The 16,884-nt window shown below is 47.2% G+C and carries 13 protein-coding genes and 1 pseudogene; 4 read left to right on the forward strand and 10 right to left on the reverse strand.

Annotated elements, in window-relative coordinates; genetic code table 11:
- Positions 1 to 1,785, forward strand: coding sequence for a choline/carnitine O-acyltransferase (locus DYC63_RS06940; RefSeq protein WP_115218558.1), 1,785 nt, complete (start codon positions 1 to 3; stop codon positions 1,783 to 1,785).
- A 40-nt stretch (positions 1,786 to 1,825) separates the two neighbouring features.
- Entirely contained in the window at positions 1,826 to 2,365 is a 540-nt protein-coding gene (locus DYC63_RS06945; protein WP_245888074.1) for a shikimate kinase, read from the forward strand.
- A 31-nt stretch (positions 2,366 to 2,396) separates the two neighbouring features.
- On the opposite strand, the gene DYC63_RS06950 is transcribed toward DYC63_RS06945, so the two are convergent.
- Together DYC63_RS06950 and ilvA are read right to left on the reverse strand one after the other, a co-directional pair.
- Entirely contained in the window at positions 2,397 to 3,626 is a 1,230-nt protein-coding gene (locus DYC63_RS06950; protein WP_115218559.1) for a DUF819 family protein, read from the reverse strand.
- A gap of 12 nt (positions 3,627 to 3,638) precedes the next feature.
- A complete protein-coding gene (ilvA, locus tag DYC63_RS06955) occupies positions 3,639 to 5,156 on the reverse strand; it encodes a threonine ammonia-lyase, biosynthetic (protein WP_115218560.1) in 1,518 nt (505 codons plus the stop codon).
- A gap of 90 nt (positions 5,157 to 5,246) precedes the next feature.
- On the opposite strand from ilvA, the gene rpiA reads away from it, so the two are divergent.
- Positions 5,247 to 5,906: a ribose-5-phosphate isomerase RpiA gene (gene rpiA, locus DYC63_RS06960; protein WP_115218561.1), complete on the forward strand. Its 660-nt coding sequence runs from the start codon at positions 5,247 to 5,249 to the stop codon at positions 5,904 to 5,906.
- A 90-nt stretch (positions 5,907 to 5,996) separates the two neighbouring features.
- Here rpiA and era read toward each other — a convergent pair whose 3' ends face one another.
- From era to lepA, 4 genes are read right to left on the reverse strand one after another with little or no spacing between them, the layout of a single operon-like run.
- Positions 5,997 to 6,896: a GTPase Era gene (gene era / locus DYC63_RS06965; protein WP_115218562.1), complete on the reverse strand. Its 900-nt coding sequence runs from the start codon at positions 6,894 to 6,896 to the stop codon at positions 5,997 to 5,999.
- Positions 6,893 to 7,570: a ribonuclease III gene (rnc, locus tag DYC63_RS06970; protein WP_115218563.1), complete on the reverse strand. Its 678-nt coding sequence runs from the start codon at positions 7,568 to 7,570 to the stop codon at positions 6,893 to 6,895. Before rnc ends, era begins: the two co-directional genes overlap by 4 nt.
- Positions 7,570 to 8,583: a signal peptidase I gene (lepB, locus tag DYC63_RS06975; protein WP_115218564.1), complete on the reverse strand. Its 1,014-nt coding sequence runs from the start codon at positions 8,581 to 8,583 to the stop codon at positions 7,570 to 7,572. The genes rnc and lepB overlap by 1 nt, the downstream gene beginning before the upstream one ends.
- Before the next feature lie 8 nt (positions 8,584 to 8,591).
- The gene (lepA, locus tag DYC63_RS06980) at positions 8,592 to 10,400 is read right to left on the reverse strand and encodes a translation elongation factor 4 (protein ID WP_115218565.1); all 1,809 of its coding nucleotides are present in this window, start codon (positions 10,398 to 10,400) and stop codon (positions 8,592 to 8,594) included.
- A gap of 59 nt (positions 10,401 to 10,459) precedes the next feature.
- On the opposite strand from lepA, the gene DYC63_RS06985 reads away from it, so the two are divergent.
- A complete protein-coding gene (locus tag DYC63_RS06985) occupies positions 10,460 to 10,756 on the forward strand; it encodes an AzlC family ABC transporter permease (RefSeq protein WP_115218566.1) in 297 nt (98 codons plus the stop codon).
- 2 nt (positions 10,757 to 10,758) lie between these two features.
- On the opposite strand, the gene DYC63_RS06990 is transcribed toward DYC63_RS06985, so the two are convergent.
- The 4 genes and pseudogenes from DYC63_RS06990 to DYC63_RS07005 all read right to left on the reverse strand — a co-directional run bounded on the left by DYC63_RS06990 (position 10,759) and on the right by DYC63_RS07005 (position 16,881).
- A complete protein-coding gene (locus DYC63_RS06990; protein ID WP_115218567.1) occupies positions 10,759 to 11,652 on the reverse strand; it encodes a LysR family transcriptional regulator in 894 nt (297 codons plus the stop codon).
- A gap of 13 nt (positions 11,653 to 11,665) precedes the next feature.
- Complete coding sequence (locus DYC63_RS06995; RefSeq protein ID WP_115218568.1) at positions 11,666 to 14,767, reverse strand: type I restriction endonuclease subunit R; 3,102 nt, start codon at positions 14,765 to 14,767, stop codon at positions 11,666 to 11,668.
- Positions 14,768 to 14,794: 27 nt separating this feature from the next.
- Positions 14,795 to 15,547: a hypothetical protein gene (locus DYC63_RS07000; protein ID WP_115218569.1), complete on the reverse strand. Its 753-nt coding sequence runs from the start codon at positions 15,545 to 15,547 to the stop codon at positions 14,795 to 14,797.
- Positions 15,548 to 15,664: 117 nt separating this feature from the next.
- Positions 15,665 to 16,881: pseudogene (locus tag DYC63_RS07005) on the reverse strand (restriction endonuclease subunit S).
- Positions 16,882 to 16,884: the final 3 nt, after the last annotated feature.

Below are 16,884 nucleotides of genomic sequence, written 5' to 3' on the forward strand. Positions count from 1 at the left end.
ATGCAAACCCTACCTTTGCCGGATTTGTCGACTGCGATCGAGCGGCTCAAACATTGGCTTGCGCCCTTGGTGGACGAGGCGGTTTACGCCAAAACGCAGGAAGCGGTAGATGTGTTTGCCAAACGCGACGGCGAGCATCTGTATACGGCGCTCTTGGTGCAAGCGCAGGCCAAAGCGCCCGAATCATGGTTGATGGCATTATGGCAGCGTCAGTTTTTGCTCAATCGCGAGAGTTTGCCCTTCAGCAATAATAATTTAACTCTCAAAATCGATTGGAAAGCGCCGCAAACGGGTTTGAAACGCGTGGCGCATTTTGCGATTGCCATGGCGCGGGTGCATCAATTGTATTTGCGCGAGCCGGAAAAATTGCAGGAGGAATTGGCGGAATTGGGATTGGGTAGCGAGCAATATTGCTTGGCGCAATGGGAAGTGCTTAAAGGCGCGGTGCGTCGTCCCAATGCCCAGAAAGACGAGGTGGTGGTGTACGAGCCGAAAGCAGATGAGCCTGCCCATATCGTGCTGATATATCAGGGACATGCTTGGAAAGTGCAAATAATGGACGGCAAGGGCGATTTGGCGAATGCGGCGCAATTGGAAAACGTCTTATATGAAATCTTGCAGGAAACGCAGGTGGAGAAAACCGTGCCCTTTACCACGCCTTCGCTTCTGCCTGCCGAGATTGCTCTTGAAGTGCGCGCTCAGCTGCTGTGTCGCGATGAAAATGCCAAAATCATGCAGGCTTTGAGTCGCGCTTGGTTTGTGCTGACCTTAGACAATGTGCATTATCTGGACGAAAGCGAAGCCTTTTTTAATGCCGCCTTCGGACAGGGCGACGATTATTGGGCGCATAAACCGCTCAATTATGTCTGTTATTTGAAAGACGACCGTTTTTTCCTGCATTTCGACCATAGTTTTCTCGATGCGGCGGCGGCGGTGGATATGCTGGCATTAGGGCAGCGTTTATTGGATAAAAGCGCGCAATATCCGCGCAAAAATAAATTGGCGGATAATTTATCGCTGACGCCCTTGAATTGGATGATTGACGGACGCCGCAACAGCGCGGAAAACGGCAGCAAGGGCGAGGGCAGCGACGGCACTTACGGGATGCTTTATGAAGCCTTAACGCTATTTCGCCGCCAAAGCGAAACTTTGATGGTCAGCATGTATGACGTTTTCATGACCGATGAGGAAAAACGCTTATTAAGGAATTATTCCTTATCGGGCGTGATTCAATTGCTGCTGCAATATGCCCAATTTATTACCTACGGCGAGGTGCGCCATACCAGTCAGTCTTTGGATATGCGTCATTTTTACCACGGACGCAGCGACACCATTGCTACCGTGACCAAAGATTCTTTAGAAGCCGTATATGCTTTGGCGGAGCACCGCCTTAGCGTCAAACAATTGCAGCAAGCAGTGCAGATTCATGAAAAACGCGTCAAATTGAGCCAAAACGGCGGCGGTATTAACGGCTTCTGGTTGGCGATGCGTTATATGGGCGAAGTGCAGGGCGTGCAGATTGATTTGTTGCAAGACGAAGGTTTGCTGACTTTGCTCAATCCTTTTGTGGCGACGATTGAATCCAGCAATCATCACAGCGAAGGCAAATTGGTCTTTGCGCCGCCGCAGGAAAACGGTTTGGCGGTCAGCTACAATGCCAGTCGTAATTATTGTGATTTCGTGATTACACATAAAAGAAGCAAAATCAATGAGGTGGAAAAATTTACCCGTGCCATCGGCAGCGGATTGAAACAGATTCTCCTGCTTTTACGCGAGCAGCAATAATTGCCGCTATAATAGGCGCTTTGATTTTCTGGGAAAAACCGTGTTTCGCAAAATTGTATTGGTTGGACCGATGGGGGCAGGGAAGACCTCATTGGGCAAGCGCTTGGCAAGCCGCTTGAAATGGCAGTTTTTTGATACCGATCATGTGGTGATTAAAAATTCGGGCGCCGATATTCCGCTGATTTTCGAGCGCGAAGGCGAGGCGGGTTTTCGCCGCCGCGAACATGCGGCTTTGAAAGAGGTCTTGGAAGCGCCGATGGATGCAGTGATTGCCTGCGGCGGCGGCATTGTGATCACGCCTGAGAACCGCAGCCTGATTATGACTCAGCCTTTGGTGGTTTTCTTGGACGTTTCGGTGGAACGGCAATTGGAACGCATCGGCTTGGATAAAAACCGACCCCTGATTCATGCACCGGATAAACGCGAGCGTTTGCAGCATTTGCGCGATGAGCGCCTAGGTTTATACGAAGGCATTGCCGATATGCGCATCGATACCGACAGTAATAATTTCAATCTTTCTTTTAACCGCCTTTATTGCGGCGTAAAAGATTTTCTGCAGCAGGACAGTCTTGCTCAGTGAACAGAGCCGGCGTAAAGCCGGCTTTTTTAAGCTAATTGCCGACCACAAAGCGCATCATCAGAGTAGAAAGGTAGCCGCCGACGGTGCCGACCACATAGCCTAAAATACCGAGCAAGACGCCGACAGGGGCAAGGGCGGGGTGGAAGGCGGTGGCGACTATGGGTGCGGAAGAAGCGCCGCCCGTATTGGCATTGGATGCCACGCAGAGATAAAACAGCGGTGCGCGTATCCATTTGGCAATCAGGAAGATAATGCCGACGTGCAGGCTAATCCATAAGGTGCCGACTAACAGCAGTTGCCAATGGGCAATCACGCCGCGTAAATCAATCTGCATGCCGATGGCGGCGATGAGGATGAAGATAAAGGCGGTGCCGATTTTGCCCGCGCCGGCATGGTCGAGCGTGCGGGCAGGGGTAAAGGAGAGGCTGATGCCCATGACGGTAATACTGATGACCGACCAGAAGAAAGTATTATCGAGGCTGTAGTCTTTTGTCCACGCGAATTGCCCGAAGTATTGGGCGATGCTTTTGCCCAAGGGATGCGAGATGCCGACGGCGGCAAAGGTCAGCCCAATGATTATCAGCAAATCATTGAGGCTGGTGATGCGGGCATGCTCTTTTTCATAGGATTCGACGGCGCTAATCAGACGGTTGATGGCGGTAGTGTCGGCATTCAGCCAGCGGTCGATTTTAGCCTGATGTTTGGCGAGAATGAAAATGGCGAGCAGCCATAATGAGGCATTGCTGGTATCGACTAAAATCATGATGCCGAACATGGTGTCGTCAACGGCAAAGACTTCTTTCATGGCGGCTTGGTTTGCTGCGCCGCCGATCCAGCTGGCGGCAACGGCGGAAAAGCTGCGCCATAGGGTATCGTCTTGAAAGGCTTCGGGATTGACGAGGGAGTAGAGCCACAGACTCAAAGGCCCGCAGAGCATAATCGCCAGCGTGGCGGCAAAAAACATGGCAAGCACTTTCCAGCCCAGTCCCAAGAGTTTGGGTACGTCCATGGACAGCGTCATGAGGAATAATGCCGCCGGCAAGAGATAGGTGGCGGCAAAGCCGTAGATTTGTCTGCCGACGCCTTCGCCGAATGTGCCTAAGGTGTTGAAAGTCGCAGGAATAAAGCAGCAGAGCACGATGGCGGGGAAGATGGCGTAAAAACGCCGCCAAAAAGGATGCTCGAGTTTAGCGGTGTAAAAAATCAGGGCGACGATGCCCATAATCAGTCCGAATGCACTCGGTAGGCTAGAGATGATCATGTAAATTATTCCTTAAGGGGCGAGAAAATGACGGTAGGCGGGGTTGTGGGTTTCTTCGTGGTAGTCGAAGCCGATGCGGTCAAGATGCTGAATCAACGAAGCATAGTCTCGTGCCTGTATGCCGCATAGCACGCGTCCGTAATCCGAGCCGTGGTTGCGGTAATGGAAGAGGCTGATGTTGAAATCCGCGCCCAAGGTGTCGAGAAAGTGCATCAATGCGCCCGGACGCTCAGGGAAGCCGAAGGCGAAGAGGTATTCGTTGTCGATATTGGCGCTGCCGCCAATCATATAGCGCAAATGTTCTTTGGCAAGCTCGTTGTCGCTGAGGTCTTCGGTGGTATAGCCCGCCTCTTGCAAGGTGCTGACAAATTGCGCCAATTGTTTGGCACCGCTGTGCAGTTGTAAGCCGACAAAAAGTTTGGCAAGGTTGTGGTCTTGGTAGCGGTAGTTGAACTCGGTAATCATGGCGTCGCGACCCAATAAGGCGCAAAAGGCGCGGTAAGCGCCGGGGCGTTCGGGAATGGTAATGGCAAGCAGTCCTTCGCGACGTTCGCCGATTTCCGCGCGTTCCGCCACAAAGCGCAGGCGGTCGAAATTCATATTCGCGCCGCTGATGATGCTGATAAGCGTCAGTCCCTGTACCTGCTGCTGCGTCGCCCATTTTTTTAGTCCCGCAGTTGCCACCGCGCCGCTGGGCTCTGCCACCGCGCGCGTGTCGTCAAAAATATCTTTCATTGCCGCGCAGATTTCGTCGGTGCTGACCGTAATGAAATCATCGGCATATTGGCGGATGAGGGAATAGGTCAGCTCGCCCGGTTGTTTGACCGCCACACCGTCGGCAAAAATACCGACATGCTCTAATATTTGCCGTTCGCCGCGGCGGATGGCATTGGTCATCGAAGCCGCGTCTTCAGGCTCGACGCCGATTAATTTGATGTCGGGACGCAGGGATTTAATCAAAACGGCAATACCGGCGAACAAACCGCCGCCGCCGATCGGCGCAAATACCGCATCGATTTTGCGTGGATATTGGCGCAGAATTTCCAAACCGATGGTGCCCTGACCGGCAATGGTGTATTCATCATCAAAAGGATGGATATAGGTGTAGCCGTGTCGGTGCATCAATTCATGCGCTTTTTGCGAAGCCTCGTCGTAAAAATCGCCGTGCAGAACGATTTCCACCCATGTGCTGCCCAAGCGGCGCACCGCATCGACCTTAATCGCCGGCGTAGTTTGCGGCATCACAATCACCGCTTTAATCTCTAAACGCTGCGCCGCCAAAGCCACGCCTTGCGCATGATTGCCCGCCGAAGAGCAAATTACGCCGTTTTGCTTTTCCGCCGGCGTGAGATGATACATTTTGTTATAGGCGCCACGGCATTTGAAAGAAAAAACCGGCTGCAAATCTTCGCGTTTGCAATGAATTTGATGCCCTAAACGCGCCGAAAGACGCGGCATATTGTCCAAAGGCGATTCGATAGCCACGTCATAAACCGGAGCGGTGAGGATTTTTTCGAGGTAAGCTGACATATTTTTCATATTGATGTAAGATTTGCCGCAATTTTGCGATACCTCACAGGTGTGGTCAAGTCATAAAATTAATTTTAGACGGATAAAAGAATGAATCAGCAAGCGCTCAAACAGCAAGTTGCCGCTAAGGCATTAGAATATATCGAAGAAGGTATCGTTTTAGGCGTCGGCAGCGGCTCGACCGTCTTATGCTTTATCGAGGCATTGGCACGTTCGGGCATGCAATTCAAGCAAATTGCCGCCGCATCCGAATCTTCCGCCGCCGCCTTAAAAGCCGCCGGTTATTATGTCAGCGATTTGAATGCCTGCGACCCTATCGACGTGTATATTGACGGCGCGGATGAGGTCGATCCGAACAAATGCCTTATTAAAGGCGGCGGTGCGGCGCTGACGCGCGAAAAAATCGTCGCGGCTTGCGCGAAACAGTTTATCTGTATTGTCGATGTCTCGAAAATGGTGCCCGTATTAGGTAAATTCCCTCTGCCTGTGGAAGTTATTCCGATGGCGCGCAGCTATGTGGCGAGAGAATTGGTTAAATTAGGCGGCGAACCGCGCTGGCGCGAAGGCGTGGTAACCGATAACGGCAATTGGATTTTAGACGTGCATTATCTGGATATCCGCGAACCTGCCGTCTTGGAGCAAAAAATCAACAATATCGCCGGCGTGGTAACTAACGGCATCTTTGCCAAAGAAAAAGCCCATATCGTGCTGACTAGCCAAGCCGACGGCAAAATCGCGGTTTTTGATTAATCTGTCTTGTGATAAAGGACGCTATGTTAAGGCATAGCGTCCTTTGTTTTTCTTGTAGAACTTATCTACAGTTTTATATTGCTGTGGGATTTAGCCGATATCCGTGCCGTTGCCTAAGCCCATGCTGTCGATGATGGCGTTGTTGTCGCGCCAGTTTTCTTTGACTTTTACGAAGTTGCGCAGCATGACTTTTTGTTCCAGCATACGTTCCAAGTCTTCGCGCGCGGCTTTGCCCACCGCTTTTAGGGTTTGTCCGCCTTTGCCGATGACGATGCCTTTTTGGCTGTCGCGTTCGACCATAATGGTGGCATCGATATGCACTACGCCTTTCTCTTCTTGGTAGCGTTCGATAATCACGCCGAGTTCGTAGGGAATTTCTTGGTGCAGATAGCGAAAGAGTTTTTCACGAATGGTTTCTGCCGCCATAAAGCGCATGCCGGCGGTGGTGATTTGCTCTTCGGGGAAGATCCATTCTTGTTCGGGAAGTTGTGCGCACAGCACTTTGACGAGTTCGTCTAAATTCTGTGCGCGGCTGGCAGAAACCGGCACGATTGCCGTCCATTCTGCCAATTGCTGGCGTTGCTCGAGTTCGGCAAACAGGGCGCTTTTGTCTTTGAGGCGGTCGATTTTATTTAGCACATGGATTTTCGGTAGCGGGAGTTTGGCGATGCCTTCGGCGACTTTTTGGTCGTCCGCTGTCCATTGTCCGACTTCCGATACTTGTACTACGGCATTGACGAAGTCCATTGCCTGCCATGCGGCGCGGTTCATATGGCGGTTGATGGCTTTTTTGCCGTCGCTGTGAATGCCGGGGGTGTCGATAAAGACGATTTGGTTTGCCCCTTCGGTGTATATGCCCATCAGCGCGTGGCGCGTGGTCTGCGGTTTGCGGCTGGTGATGGCGATTTTTTGCCCGAGAATGTGGTTGATAAGGGTGGATTTGCCGACGTTAGGGCGCCCCACTATGGCGATGTATCCTGATTTGCTCATGCTTTATCCAAATAATGAGAGAGAAGAATTTCCGCGGCGGCTTGTTCGGCTTTTTTAAGGCTAGAGGCGCTGGCGGTCGTGTGGCGGTCATGCGTTTGCGCTTCAATGGTAAAGATGCGCGCATGGTCGGGGCCGCTTTCGCTGATTGGGCGGTAAATGGGCAGCGGAAAATTATGCCCTTGCAAATATTCTTGCAGACGGGTTTTAGGGTCTTTGAGGGCGTCGATGTCGGGCAAAGAGGCGAGGGCTTCGCTAAAGAGGGCGAGGGTGAAGCTTTCGCAGCGGCTGAAGTCGCTGTCTAAATAGACGGCGGCAATCAGGGCTTCGACGGCATCGGCTAGGATGCCTTCGCGTCTTGTGCCGCCGCTTTTTAATTCTCCGCTGCCCAGTTGCAAATAGTCGCCGAAGTGCAATGATTTGGCGATGCTTGCCAGTTTGCTGCCTTTGACTAAGGCGGCGCGCATGCGCGTCAGGTCGCCTTCCGGCGCTTTGGGGTGTTTGTGGTAGAGGTAGTTGCTGATAATGGTTTCCAGCAGGGCGTCGCCTAGAAATTCTAGGCGTTCGTTGTGCTGCGCGCTATGGCTGCGGTGGGTTAGGGCTTGCTTGAGCAGGGCGGGACGGGTAAAGCGGTAGCCAATTTTGCGCTCCAGCGCCGCCCAATCGGTTTTTCTCATCAGGGAATGCTCTTGCCGATGCGGTTGCAATGTCCTTTGCCCATGATGCAGTCGCTGTTCAGCCAAATAAAGAGGGCTTTGCCGACGATATTGGCTTCGGGAACAAAGCCCCAAAAACGGCTGTCAACGGAATCGTCGCGGTTATCGCCCATGGCGAAATAATGTCCTTCGGGCACGGTGATTTCGCTGCTGTCTTGGAACATAAAGGGCTGGCTGGAATGCGCTTGGCGGGCGGCATTCATGCGAAACATCGGGTTTTGGTTGAATTGGATTTGATGGCTTTTGCCGTTGAGCGTTTCATTGGCGACGATATAACGCTGCCCGTTGTCATGCCCGAAGCGGCTGATATCGGCATCGGCAAGCGGTACTAATTCGCCGTTAACGGCAATTTGTCCGTTGCTGAAGACGATTTTATCGCCGCCTACGGCAACGATACGCTTGATGTAATTGATTTTCGGATTCGGCGGATAGCGGAAGACGACCACGTCGCCGCGTTTGACGTCACCGATAGGCAGGATTTTATGGTGCGTTACCGGCAGGCGCAGTCCGTAGCTGTATTTGCTGGTCAGGATAAAATCGCCGTTTTGCAGGGTGGGTTCCATAGAGGCGGAGGGGATTTGGAAGGGTTCCCATAAAAATGAACGCACCAGCCAAATAATGAATAATATCCAAAACATGCCGCTGAAAAATTCGATGAATTTTTCTTTGGGATAAACGGGGTGGGTCGCCCAATGCAGCTCTTGTCCGCTTAGCGGCTGACGATTATTGATGTGCGCCTGTGCGGCATCATAGGCGGGGCGCAGTTTTCTGCTGATACCGCCGTTTTGCATGGCTTGAGTGAGGCGCATGGCATAGCGGTTGCGGTCGGCATCGGTTTCCGCGCCGCCTTTGAAGGTTTTGAGCAGATAGCGGCGTTCTTTTAAATAGCCTTTGCTGTCAATAAGGTAAAAGATAAAACAGATGAGAACTGCTAAGGTAAGCAGCAGTTCGAAATTTTCCATGATTTTCTGCATAATCAATCCTAGTCCTTATTACTGCCGGCATCGCTTTTGAGTACGGCAAGGAAGGCTTCCTGCGGAATTTCCACGCTGCCGACTTGCTTCATGCGTTTTTTACCGGCTTTTTGTTTTTCCAATAGTTTGCGTTTGCGCGATACGTCGCCGCCATAGCATTTTGCCAATACGTTTTTGCGCAGGGCTTTGACGGTGGAGCGTGCGATGATGCTGGAGCCGATTGCCGCTTGAATGGCGACTTCAAACATTTGGCGCGGAATAAGGTCTTTCATGCGTTCGACCAGTTCGCGTCCGCGATATTGCGCTTGTTCGCGATGCACGATGATAGATAGGGAATCGACTTTGTCGCCGTTAATCAAGACGTCGAGGCGGACAAGATTGGCAGCGTCAAAACGCAGAAATTCATAGTCAAAAGAGGCAAATCCGCGCGAGACCGATTTGAGGCGGTCGAAGAAATCCAGCACCACTTCGCTCATCGGCAGTTCAAAGCGCAATTGCACCTGCGTGCCGGCATAGTGCATATCGCGCTGCACGCCGCGTTTTTCGATGCACAGCCCCATGACCGCGCCCACATATTCCTGCGGCAATAAAATATTGGCGAGAATAATCGGTTCGCGGATTTCTTCAATCATATTGGTGGGCGGCAGTTTGCTCGGATTGTCGATGTGCAGGGTGTTGCCGTCGGTGGTTTGCACTTCGTAAATTACCGTCGGGGCGGTGGTAATCAAATCCAAATCATATTCGCGTTCCAACCGCTCTTGGATGATTTCCATGTGCAGCATGCCCAAGAATCCGCAGCGGAAACCGAAGCCTAAGGCTTGCGAGGTTTCAGGTTCGTAAAACAAAGAGGCATCATTGAGCGAGAGTTTGGCGAGGGCGTCACGCAGGTCTTCGTAATCATCGGATTCAATCGGGAATAGTCCGGCAAATACGCGCGGCTGCACCTGTTTAAAGCCGGAAAGCGGTTCGGCGGTGGGATTGCCCGCATCGGTGAGGGTATCGCCGACCGGCGCGCCGTTAATATCTTTAATCGAGGAAATCACAAAGCCGACTTCGCCTGCGCGCAGCACTTCTCTATCTACCGGTTTGGGCGTGAAAATGCCGAGTTTGGTAATCAGATGGTCGTCGCCGGTGCTCATCACGCGCATTTTCTGTTTGACGCGCAATTCGCCGTCAAATACGCGCACCAGCGTAACCACGCCCACATAGGCATCAAACCAAGAATCGATAATCAAGGCTTTGGTCGGGGCATTCGGGTCGCCTGTGGGGGCAGGGATTTGCGCCACGATTTGCTCTAATAATTCCGGTACGCCGACGCCGGTTTTGGCGGAAACGTTCAGGGTTTCGCTGGTATCCAAGCCGATGATGTCTTCGATTTCCTGCTTGACGCGTTCAGGGTCGGCGGAAGGCAGGTCGATTTTGTTCAGCACCGGCAAGACTTCCAAATTTTGCTCAATGGCGGTATAGCAGTTCGCTACCGACTGCGCTTCCACGCCCTGTGCGGCATCCACTACCAATAAAGCGCCTTCGCAGGCATATAAAGAACGCGAGACTTCATAGGAAAAGTCCACATGTCCGGGGGTGTCGATGAAATTGAGTTGATAGGTTTCGCCGTTTTGCGCGGTGTAGTTCAAAGATACCGACTGGGCTTTAATCGTGATGCCGCGCTCACGTTCAATATCCATTGAATCAAGTACTTGTGCTGCCATTTCACGATCGGAAAGTCCGCCGCAATGTTGGATGAAACGATCTGATAAAGTCGATTTGCCGTGGTCAATATGGGCAATGATAGAGAAATTGCGAATATGGCTCTGCATAGGTGTCCGAAAATCAATGCTAAAAGACGCGCATTATACTAATCCGGCTCTGAAAAGCCATGCCAATTTTCCGTCGGCGGATGTCTGTGCCTGTCGGTGTTTTTTTATACGCGGGTTCTATGCAGTTTTTATTGGTCGGGCTGCTGGCGGCGGGCGTGGATTTGGGCGCTGTGCTACTGGTGACGGTGGCGGTGAATTTGCGGCATATAGTCGAAGAATTGAAAAAGTATTACGGACCTGGCTCGCCTTGTCGTACTATCTGTACTGTCTGCGGCTCGCCGCCTTGTACTACTTTTTCACTTCTCCGACTATATTTCATCGTCATGCAGATTTCTCATATTTATTCCCAAACTTGAATTTATTTCAGCACTTCCAACACAATATTTCTCAGCCAGCGATGAGCCATGTCGTGTTCGGTGCGTTCGTGCCATGTCATCATGATGGTAAAACCATCAATGGCGATGGGTGGATTTTGTAGGCGTACATTTGGCAATCTTTGGGCAAGGTGCTTGGGCAATACCGCCACCAAATCTGAATCATTCAACAGCTGTGGCAGTAGCGAGATATGGTCTACCGACACCATCACTTTGCGTTTTCGCCCCAACTTTTGTAAGGCAATATCAGTAGCTCCACGAAACTCACCACCATTATAAGAGAGCATGGCAAAGGGCAATTTGCAAAACTCATCAAGCGTTAAAGCGGTGTTTGCCATGGGGTGCATTTTGCTCATCACACAAACATAATGCTCTTCATATAATCGCATTTGAGGCATGTCATCACTGATGTGATGCTGCCCAACCAGTGCCAAATCAATGGCGTTTTTATCAAACAAAGTCTTGATATTTTGCCCTTGCACAGGCAATAAGGCAACTTTGACATTCGGAGCAAGCCGTCTTAGCCTTAAAATCAAGGGCAAAGCGATGATTTGCTGCACATAATCCATCGCCCCAATGCGTAAGGTCATGGACAAATTGGCAGGTTCTAGTTTGGGCGGGGCAAGCATGCCGCTTATCTCTTCTAAGACACGCCGAGCGACATGCCCAAGCTCAATCGCCCTATCTGTGGGCTGCATGCCGTGCTGAACCCGCACAAATAACGGGTCATTAAAACTCTCTCGCAGGCGATTTAAAATACCGCTCATTGCAGGTTGGGTGATGGACAGTCGCTGTGCTGAACGGCTGACGTTGCATTCGTCCAGCAAGATAACAAAGGCTTTTAATAGGTTTAGGTCTAGGGTTCGGATATCGGTCATTTTTATTGCTCAATTATAATTTTCCGCCAATGCCCTTAAATTTTTCCACAAAATCGGCGATTTTTTGGAAGATGTTTTGTTTGGCGGTCAGATAATTGGGGTTGAGCGGACTCATTTTTGGCAATATTGCATTCAAATCAGTGCCGTTTTCGCTGGCGTATTCACGTTTTAGTGATGTCATGAGATAGCGTTTGGTAGCATCGGCATTTAACTTGTTTTCGGCGATTAGGCTTTTAGCTTCCTGTAATTGCTCTTTTTGGGCGAATTGATAAAATTCTTCTAAAATACTGGGCTTATCATGAATGGTGTCCAAATCGGTTTTGTTGATAAAATCAACCACCAAGCCTTCTTTGGCACGGTTGCTGATGCTCGCCCGAATGGTACGGCGAATCTCTTCTACCAGTGCGTTTTTGTCTTTGATTTTTTTGTTGTGTTCAAAAATCAGCTCCAAAATATAATCCAAATTAATCTCTTGTGATTTTAATAAATCCACTTCAAAAACCACATCGTCCCAATCAATTTGGCTTTGGTTTTGTTGCTCAGACTCTTTTTGCTGACGTCGCCAATCACGAATGTCGTTGTAAGTAGAACGGTAATCCTGCACCATTCTTTCAGGCAGTATTGGTGTGTTTTGTATGGCGACAAAATCCTCATCGCTCAAATGAAACTTTTCTTTAAACTCGGCTACTGCCGTTTCATCATCAAGATTGACCGTTTGTAGTTGTTTTAATGCGGTAAATTCATCGTAGTTTTGTAAGATGTTCTCCACACGCAGATATTCGCCAAACAGCTTGGCAAATTCTTTTTTATCCGTTTCGGTAACGACGTTATCAGGGACAGGGAAACGCTTGTTTAACTCTTGCACCACTTCCACATAACCACGCTGTGCCTCGCCTGTCTGCTGGTCGGTGTAGCCGTCCATGTACTCATCATAGCTTTTTTCTAGCACCACATTTTTGGTGTTTTTGTCGCCAAATAGGGTAATGGCATCGATGGTTGCCTGCTCCAAATCACGGAAAGTTACAATGTTGCCAAAGGATTTGGTGGCATCATAAATGCGATTGGTGCGTGAAAATGCTTGCATCAAGCCATGATAACGCAAGTTTTTATCCACGAATAAGGTGTTCAATCTGGGAGCGTCAAACCCCGTCAAAAACATACCGACCACAATCAATAAATCCACTTCCTGATTTTTGACCCGTTTGGCTAAATCCCGATAATAATTTTGAAATTCTCGGCTGTCGGTGCTGTAATTGCTTTCAAAAAGCTTATTGTAATCAGCCATCGCCATGTCCAAAAACTCTTTGGCACTGCTTTGCATGGCTGTCGGCTCAAAGCTCTCATCTTCAATCTCACCAATGGCATCTTGTGCTTCATTGGTACTAAATGAGAAAATGGTCGCCACTTTGAGCGGTTTTTCACGCCCTTTTTGCAATTCTTTAAACGCTTCATAATAAGCTTTGGCAGCGTCCACGCTACTGACCGCAAACATGGCATTAAAGCCCTTACCGCCTGCACTTAGGCGGTGGGTTTTGTGTTTGAAATTATCCAAAATATACTGTGTGATTTCACGGATTCGCTCAGGGTGCAAAAGGGCTTGTTTGGTCTCAAAAGCGGATAATTTGTCCAAATCCTGCTCTTTTTCTAGGGTTTTAAATTGTGGGCGGACATCGTTATAATCCACTTTGAATTTAAGCACCTTTTCATCACGAATCGCATCGGTAATGACATAAGAATGCAATTCTCGCCCAAACACCGAAGCGGTCGTTTCTGCTCCAAGTGCGTTTTGGCTAAAAATCGGTGTCCCAGTAAAACCAAATTGGCAGAATTTTTTGAATTTTTTGTTTAAATTCTTTTGGGCTTCGCCAAATTGCGAGCGGTGGCATTCATCAAAAATAAACACCACTTGTTTTTGATAAATCGGCAGATTGTCTTCTGCTTTCATCAAATTATTGAGTTTTTGAATGGTGGTTACGATGATTTTGTTGTCGTCTTTTTCTAAATTGCGTTTTAGCCCTGCGGTGCTTTCTGAACCATTGACACTATCAGGCGAAAAACGCTGATATTCTTTCATCGTTTGATAGTCCAAGTCTTTTCTATCCACCACAAAAAAGACTTTATCAATGAAGTCAAGTTCGGTGGCAAGGCGTGCAGCCTTAAAACTGGTTAAGGTTTTGCCACTACCTGTGGTGTGCCAAATAAATCCACCGCTCTCGGTATTGCTCCAATTTTTGTTTTGTGCTGAGCTTTTGATTTTCCACAAAATCCGCTCCGCCGCCGCAATCTGATAAGGTCGCATAATCAGTAGTGTGTTGCTGACATCAAAAACCGAATAATGAAGCAGTACACGAAGCACAGTATCTTTTTGGAAAAATGTGGCGGTAAAATCCTTTAAATCCTTAATGGGGTTATTGTCAGACCTTGCCCAATTCATCGTAAAATCAAAGCTGTTTTTATCACGTTTGGTGGTATTGGCAAAATAGCGGGTATCTGTGCCGTTGCTAATCACAAAAATCTGCAAATATTTAAATAAAGAATGCTCAGCGTTAAAGCTTTCTTTGCTATAACGATGTACTTGGTTGAAGGCTTCACGAATGGCAATACCACGCTTTTTTAGCTCAATGTGAATGAGTGGCAAACCATTGACCAAAATCGTAACATCATAGCGGTTGGCGTGCGTGCCTGTTTGTTCAAACTGGCTGATGATTTGTAGATGATTGCGTGAGATGTTCTTTTTGTCCAGCAAATAAATGTTCTGGATATGCCCGTCATCAAACACAAAATCATAAATATGATTATCATGAATTTTGCGGGTTTTTTCGGTGATGTTGTCAGACGGCACGTCCAAATATTCCACCAAAAACCGCTCCCACTCTTTATCCGAAAATGCCATATGATTGAGCTTTTGTAATTGCTCACGCACATTTGCCATGAGTTTGGCTTGGCTGTTTAAATCGGGGCGATGTTCGTAGCCTTGGCGGATTAAATCTTCAATCAGCTCTTTTTCCAAATCGGCTTCGGTTTGGTAGCTTGCACCGTTTTGAATGATTTTTTCGTATTTGTCTAAAACGATAAAGTGATTGGTTTCGGCGATGGGGGTGGTTTGGGTTGGCATGGTTTTTTCCGTTTAGTATGGCTATATTTAAATCATCTCATACTTAAATGAATTTTTTCTGTAAAGGTTGATTTTCATATACTGGGTATCTAATTTTCCAATAACAACCATTCGATAGATTTTACTTTCATCAATGTTAGAAAAATCCTCATTACTTGAGATGCTCACTTTTTTATTCCAAGAACCATGTCTATTCTCCACACAAATATTCATTACATAAAATTCACCATTTTTACCCATTATTTTTTTGGTATTTAATTTTACCTTTCCATAAAAAATATATAACTGGTCGCTATCAACTTCTAGCCAGCCTTGTAGACTTTTTCTTCTTATTGCTTTGTATAAATAATTACTATTATTATCGGCAGATTTTATAAGCATTGGATTTGTGTCATTGCTAATTTCTTGTGGCTTATCCAATGAAGATACCATATCTCTTTTACATAGCATATTCATTATAGCATTCATTTTATCTTTAATTTGCTCATCAGTAAGCTCATTAAGATATTTAATTATTTGTTCTCTTGTGGCATATTCATAAAAATAAGAACAGTTTTGATGCTCATATTTATTAATTGCCCTTAAATGAGCCTTTCTTTTTGATGTTTTAGAAACAAAACTCAATCTTGCGTGCTGGCATTCAGGGCAAAAAATATTTTCTTGATATTTTGAGATATTTTCTCTGTTTTCAGAGATATCATACTCTATTTTCTTAACAGAAATGTTAGATCTTGATGTCAAAAAATAACATTCCTCAAAAGTTTTTGGTGTCTTATTCATATCTTATTTACCTTAGATTTAATTGATATACTCAACAATACTTTCACAACATCACACTCACACTAAATTCATTAATCACTCAAAGCTGTAGTGTGTAGATATTTTTATTCACTATCTTTAGTTATCAAACCCCAAAAGCAGCTCCCGATAATGCTCATATTGCTTGCGTCTTAGCTCAATTTCCTTTGGTAAGCCGTCCGTGATAGAGCTCGTCAAATGGTCAAATTTATCCAAAATGGCAACGATTTTAGCTTGGGTATCAAGGGGTGGGATTGGGATTTGCAACCCTTTAACAATCTGAGCATTAATATTGGTTTGCGAACCTGTGCCTAGTGATTTAATATATTCATACTCGCTACTTAAATAATGGAATAAGTAACGATAACTTAAAATTGATTCATCTACCTGAATATTTGCACAAGCTTGATTTGTCGTCATTGGAATTTTATTGATTGCTACTTTACCAACCGTTGCTCCATACATCGCTAAAATCACACAATTTTTAGGTATCCATTTTGCACTAGAATTTTTAACGCCTGCTTCAGTGATTTTAATACCCGTATCCAAATCTCTCCAAAGTTCACTTCTTGCGTTCTAAGCCAAGGAATATCGCCATTATAATATTCATCCATTCCTGTTTTTGGCGTACCGCCTGATGAAATCTTTGCGGCAACCTCCCCTAAACTCTTCCACTCAAACCCCACCTTTGCCAATTCATGTTCTGATAATAAAAAATCCCGATAATACTGGTATTGCTTTCGTCTCATGCTAAGCTCGGCGGTCAGCTCGGTAAATGTGTCTAAAATCTGCACGATTTGACTTTGAACGGATAGGGGCGGGATTGGGATTTGGATTTTTTTAAAGCGTTCTTTTGATACATTAAAACGAGTAACGCCATTAGCCGTTCTTATAATTTCACGCCTGATTATATTTGAACGAAATAAATATTTTGCAAACTCTGGCGTTATTTGAATATCATCATTAAAGCGTATGCCAAATGACAAGCTATTTAAATAAATAGGTTCATCAAATTTGGTTGTTACAGCTGATGACATAGCCACTTCTTCGGGGATTTCTGACGAACCTGTAAATAAAATATCACCATATTTTACTTGGTGTTGTCTTTCATTGTCAGAAATTTTTACCATTTCAAGATTATCTGGTTGAATTTCAAGATTACTAAAAATATTTTTGTAAGTGATATATTTGGCATTACCATTCTCAAAATCATGCTTACTTTTGCCTGTTAATCCACCATAGAAAAAAGCAATCTCCCCCAACGCTCGCCACTCTACCGCTTGCCCTTGTAATAATTGTTGTAAAAATGGGTGCATGAT

Origin of the sequence: Suttonella indologenes, assembly GCF_900460215.1 — a bacterium.
Taxonomy (GTDB): Bacteria; Pseudomonadota; Gammaproteobacteria; order Cardiobacteriales; family Cardiobacteriaceae; genus Suttonella; species Suttonella indologenes.

What these genes read in the sequence shown, in the direction of transcription:
- DYC63_RS06940 (WP_115218558.1), top strand. Translation starts at nt 1, where the DNA reads ATGCAAACCCTACCTTTGCCGGATTTGTCGACTGCGATCGAGCGGCTC.
- DYC63_RS06950 (WP_115218559.1), bottom strand. Translation starts at nt 3,626, where the DNA reads ATGATCATCTCTAGCCTACCGAGTGCATTCGGACTGATTATGGGCATC.
- ilvA (WP_115218560.1), bottom strand. Translation starts at nt 5,156, where the DNA reads ATGTCAGCTTACCTCGAAAAAATCCTCACCGCTCCGGTTTATGACGTG.
- rpiA (WP_115218561.1), top strand. Translation starts at nt 5,247, where the DNA reads ATGAATCAGCAAGCGCTCAAACAGCAAGTTGCCGCTAAGGCATTAGAA.
- era (WP_115218562.1), bottom strand. Translation starts at nt 6,896, where the DNA reads ATGAGCAAATCAGGATACATCGCCATAGTGGGGCGCCCTAACGTCGGC.
- rnc (WP_115218563.1), bottom strand. Translation starts at nt 7,570, where the DNA reads ATGAGAAAAACCGATTGGGCGGCGCTGGAGCGCAAAATTGGCTACCGC.
- lepB (WP_115218564.1), bottom strand. Translation starts at nt 8,583, where the DNA reads ATGCAGAAAATCATGGAAAATTTCGAACTGCTGCTTACCTTAGCAGTT.
- lepA (WP_115218565.1), bottom strand. Translation starts at nt 10,400, where the DNA reads ATGCAGAGCCATATTCGCAATTTCTCTATCATTGCCCATATTGACCAC.
- DYC63_RS06985 (WP_115218566.1), top strand. Translation starts at nt 10,460, where the DNA reads ATGCCAATTTTCCGTCGGCGGATGTCTGTGCCTGTCGGTGTTTTTTTA.
- DYC63_RS06990 (WP_115218567.1), bottom strand. Translation starts at nt 11,652, where the DNA reads ATGACCGATATCCGAACCCTAGACCTAAACCTATTAAAAGCCTTTGTT.
- DYC63_RS06995 (WP_115218568.1), bottom strand. Translation starts at nt 14,767, where the DNA reads ATGCCAACCCAAACCACCCCCATCGCCGAAACCAATCACTTTATCGTT.
- DYC63_RS07000 (WP_115218569.1), bottom strand. Translation starts at nt 15,547, where the DNA reads ATGAATAAGACACCAAAAACTTTTGAGGAATGTTATTTTTTGACATCA.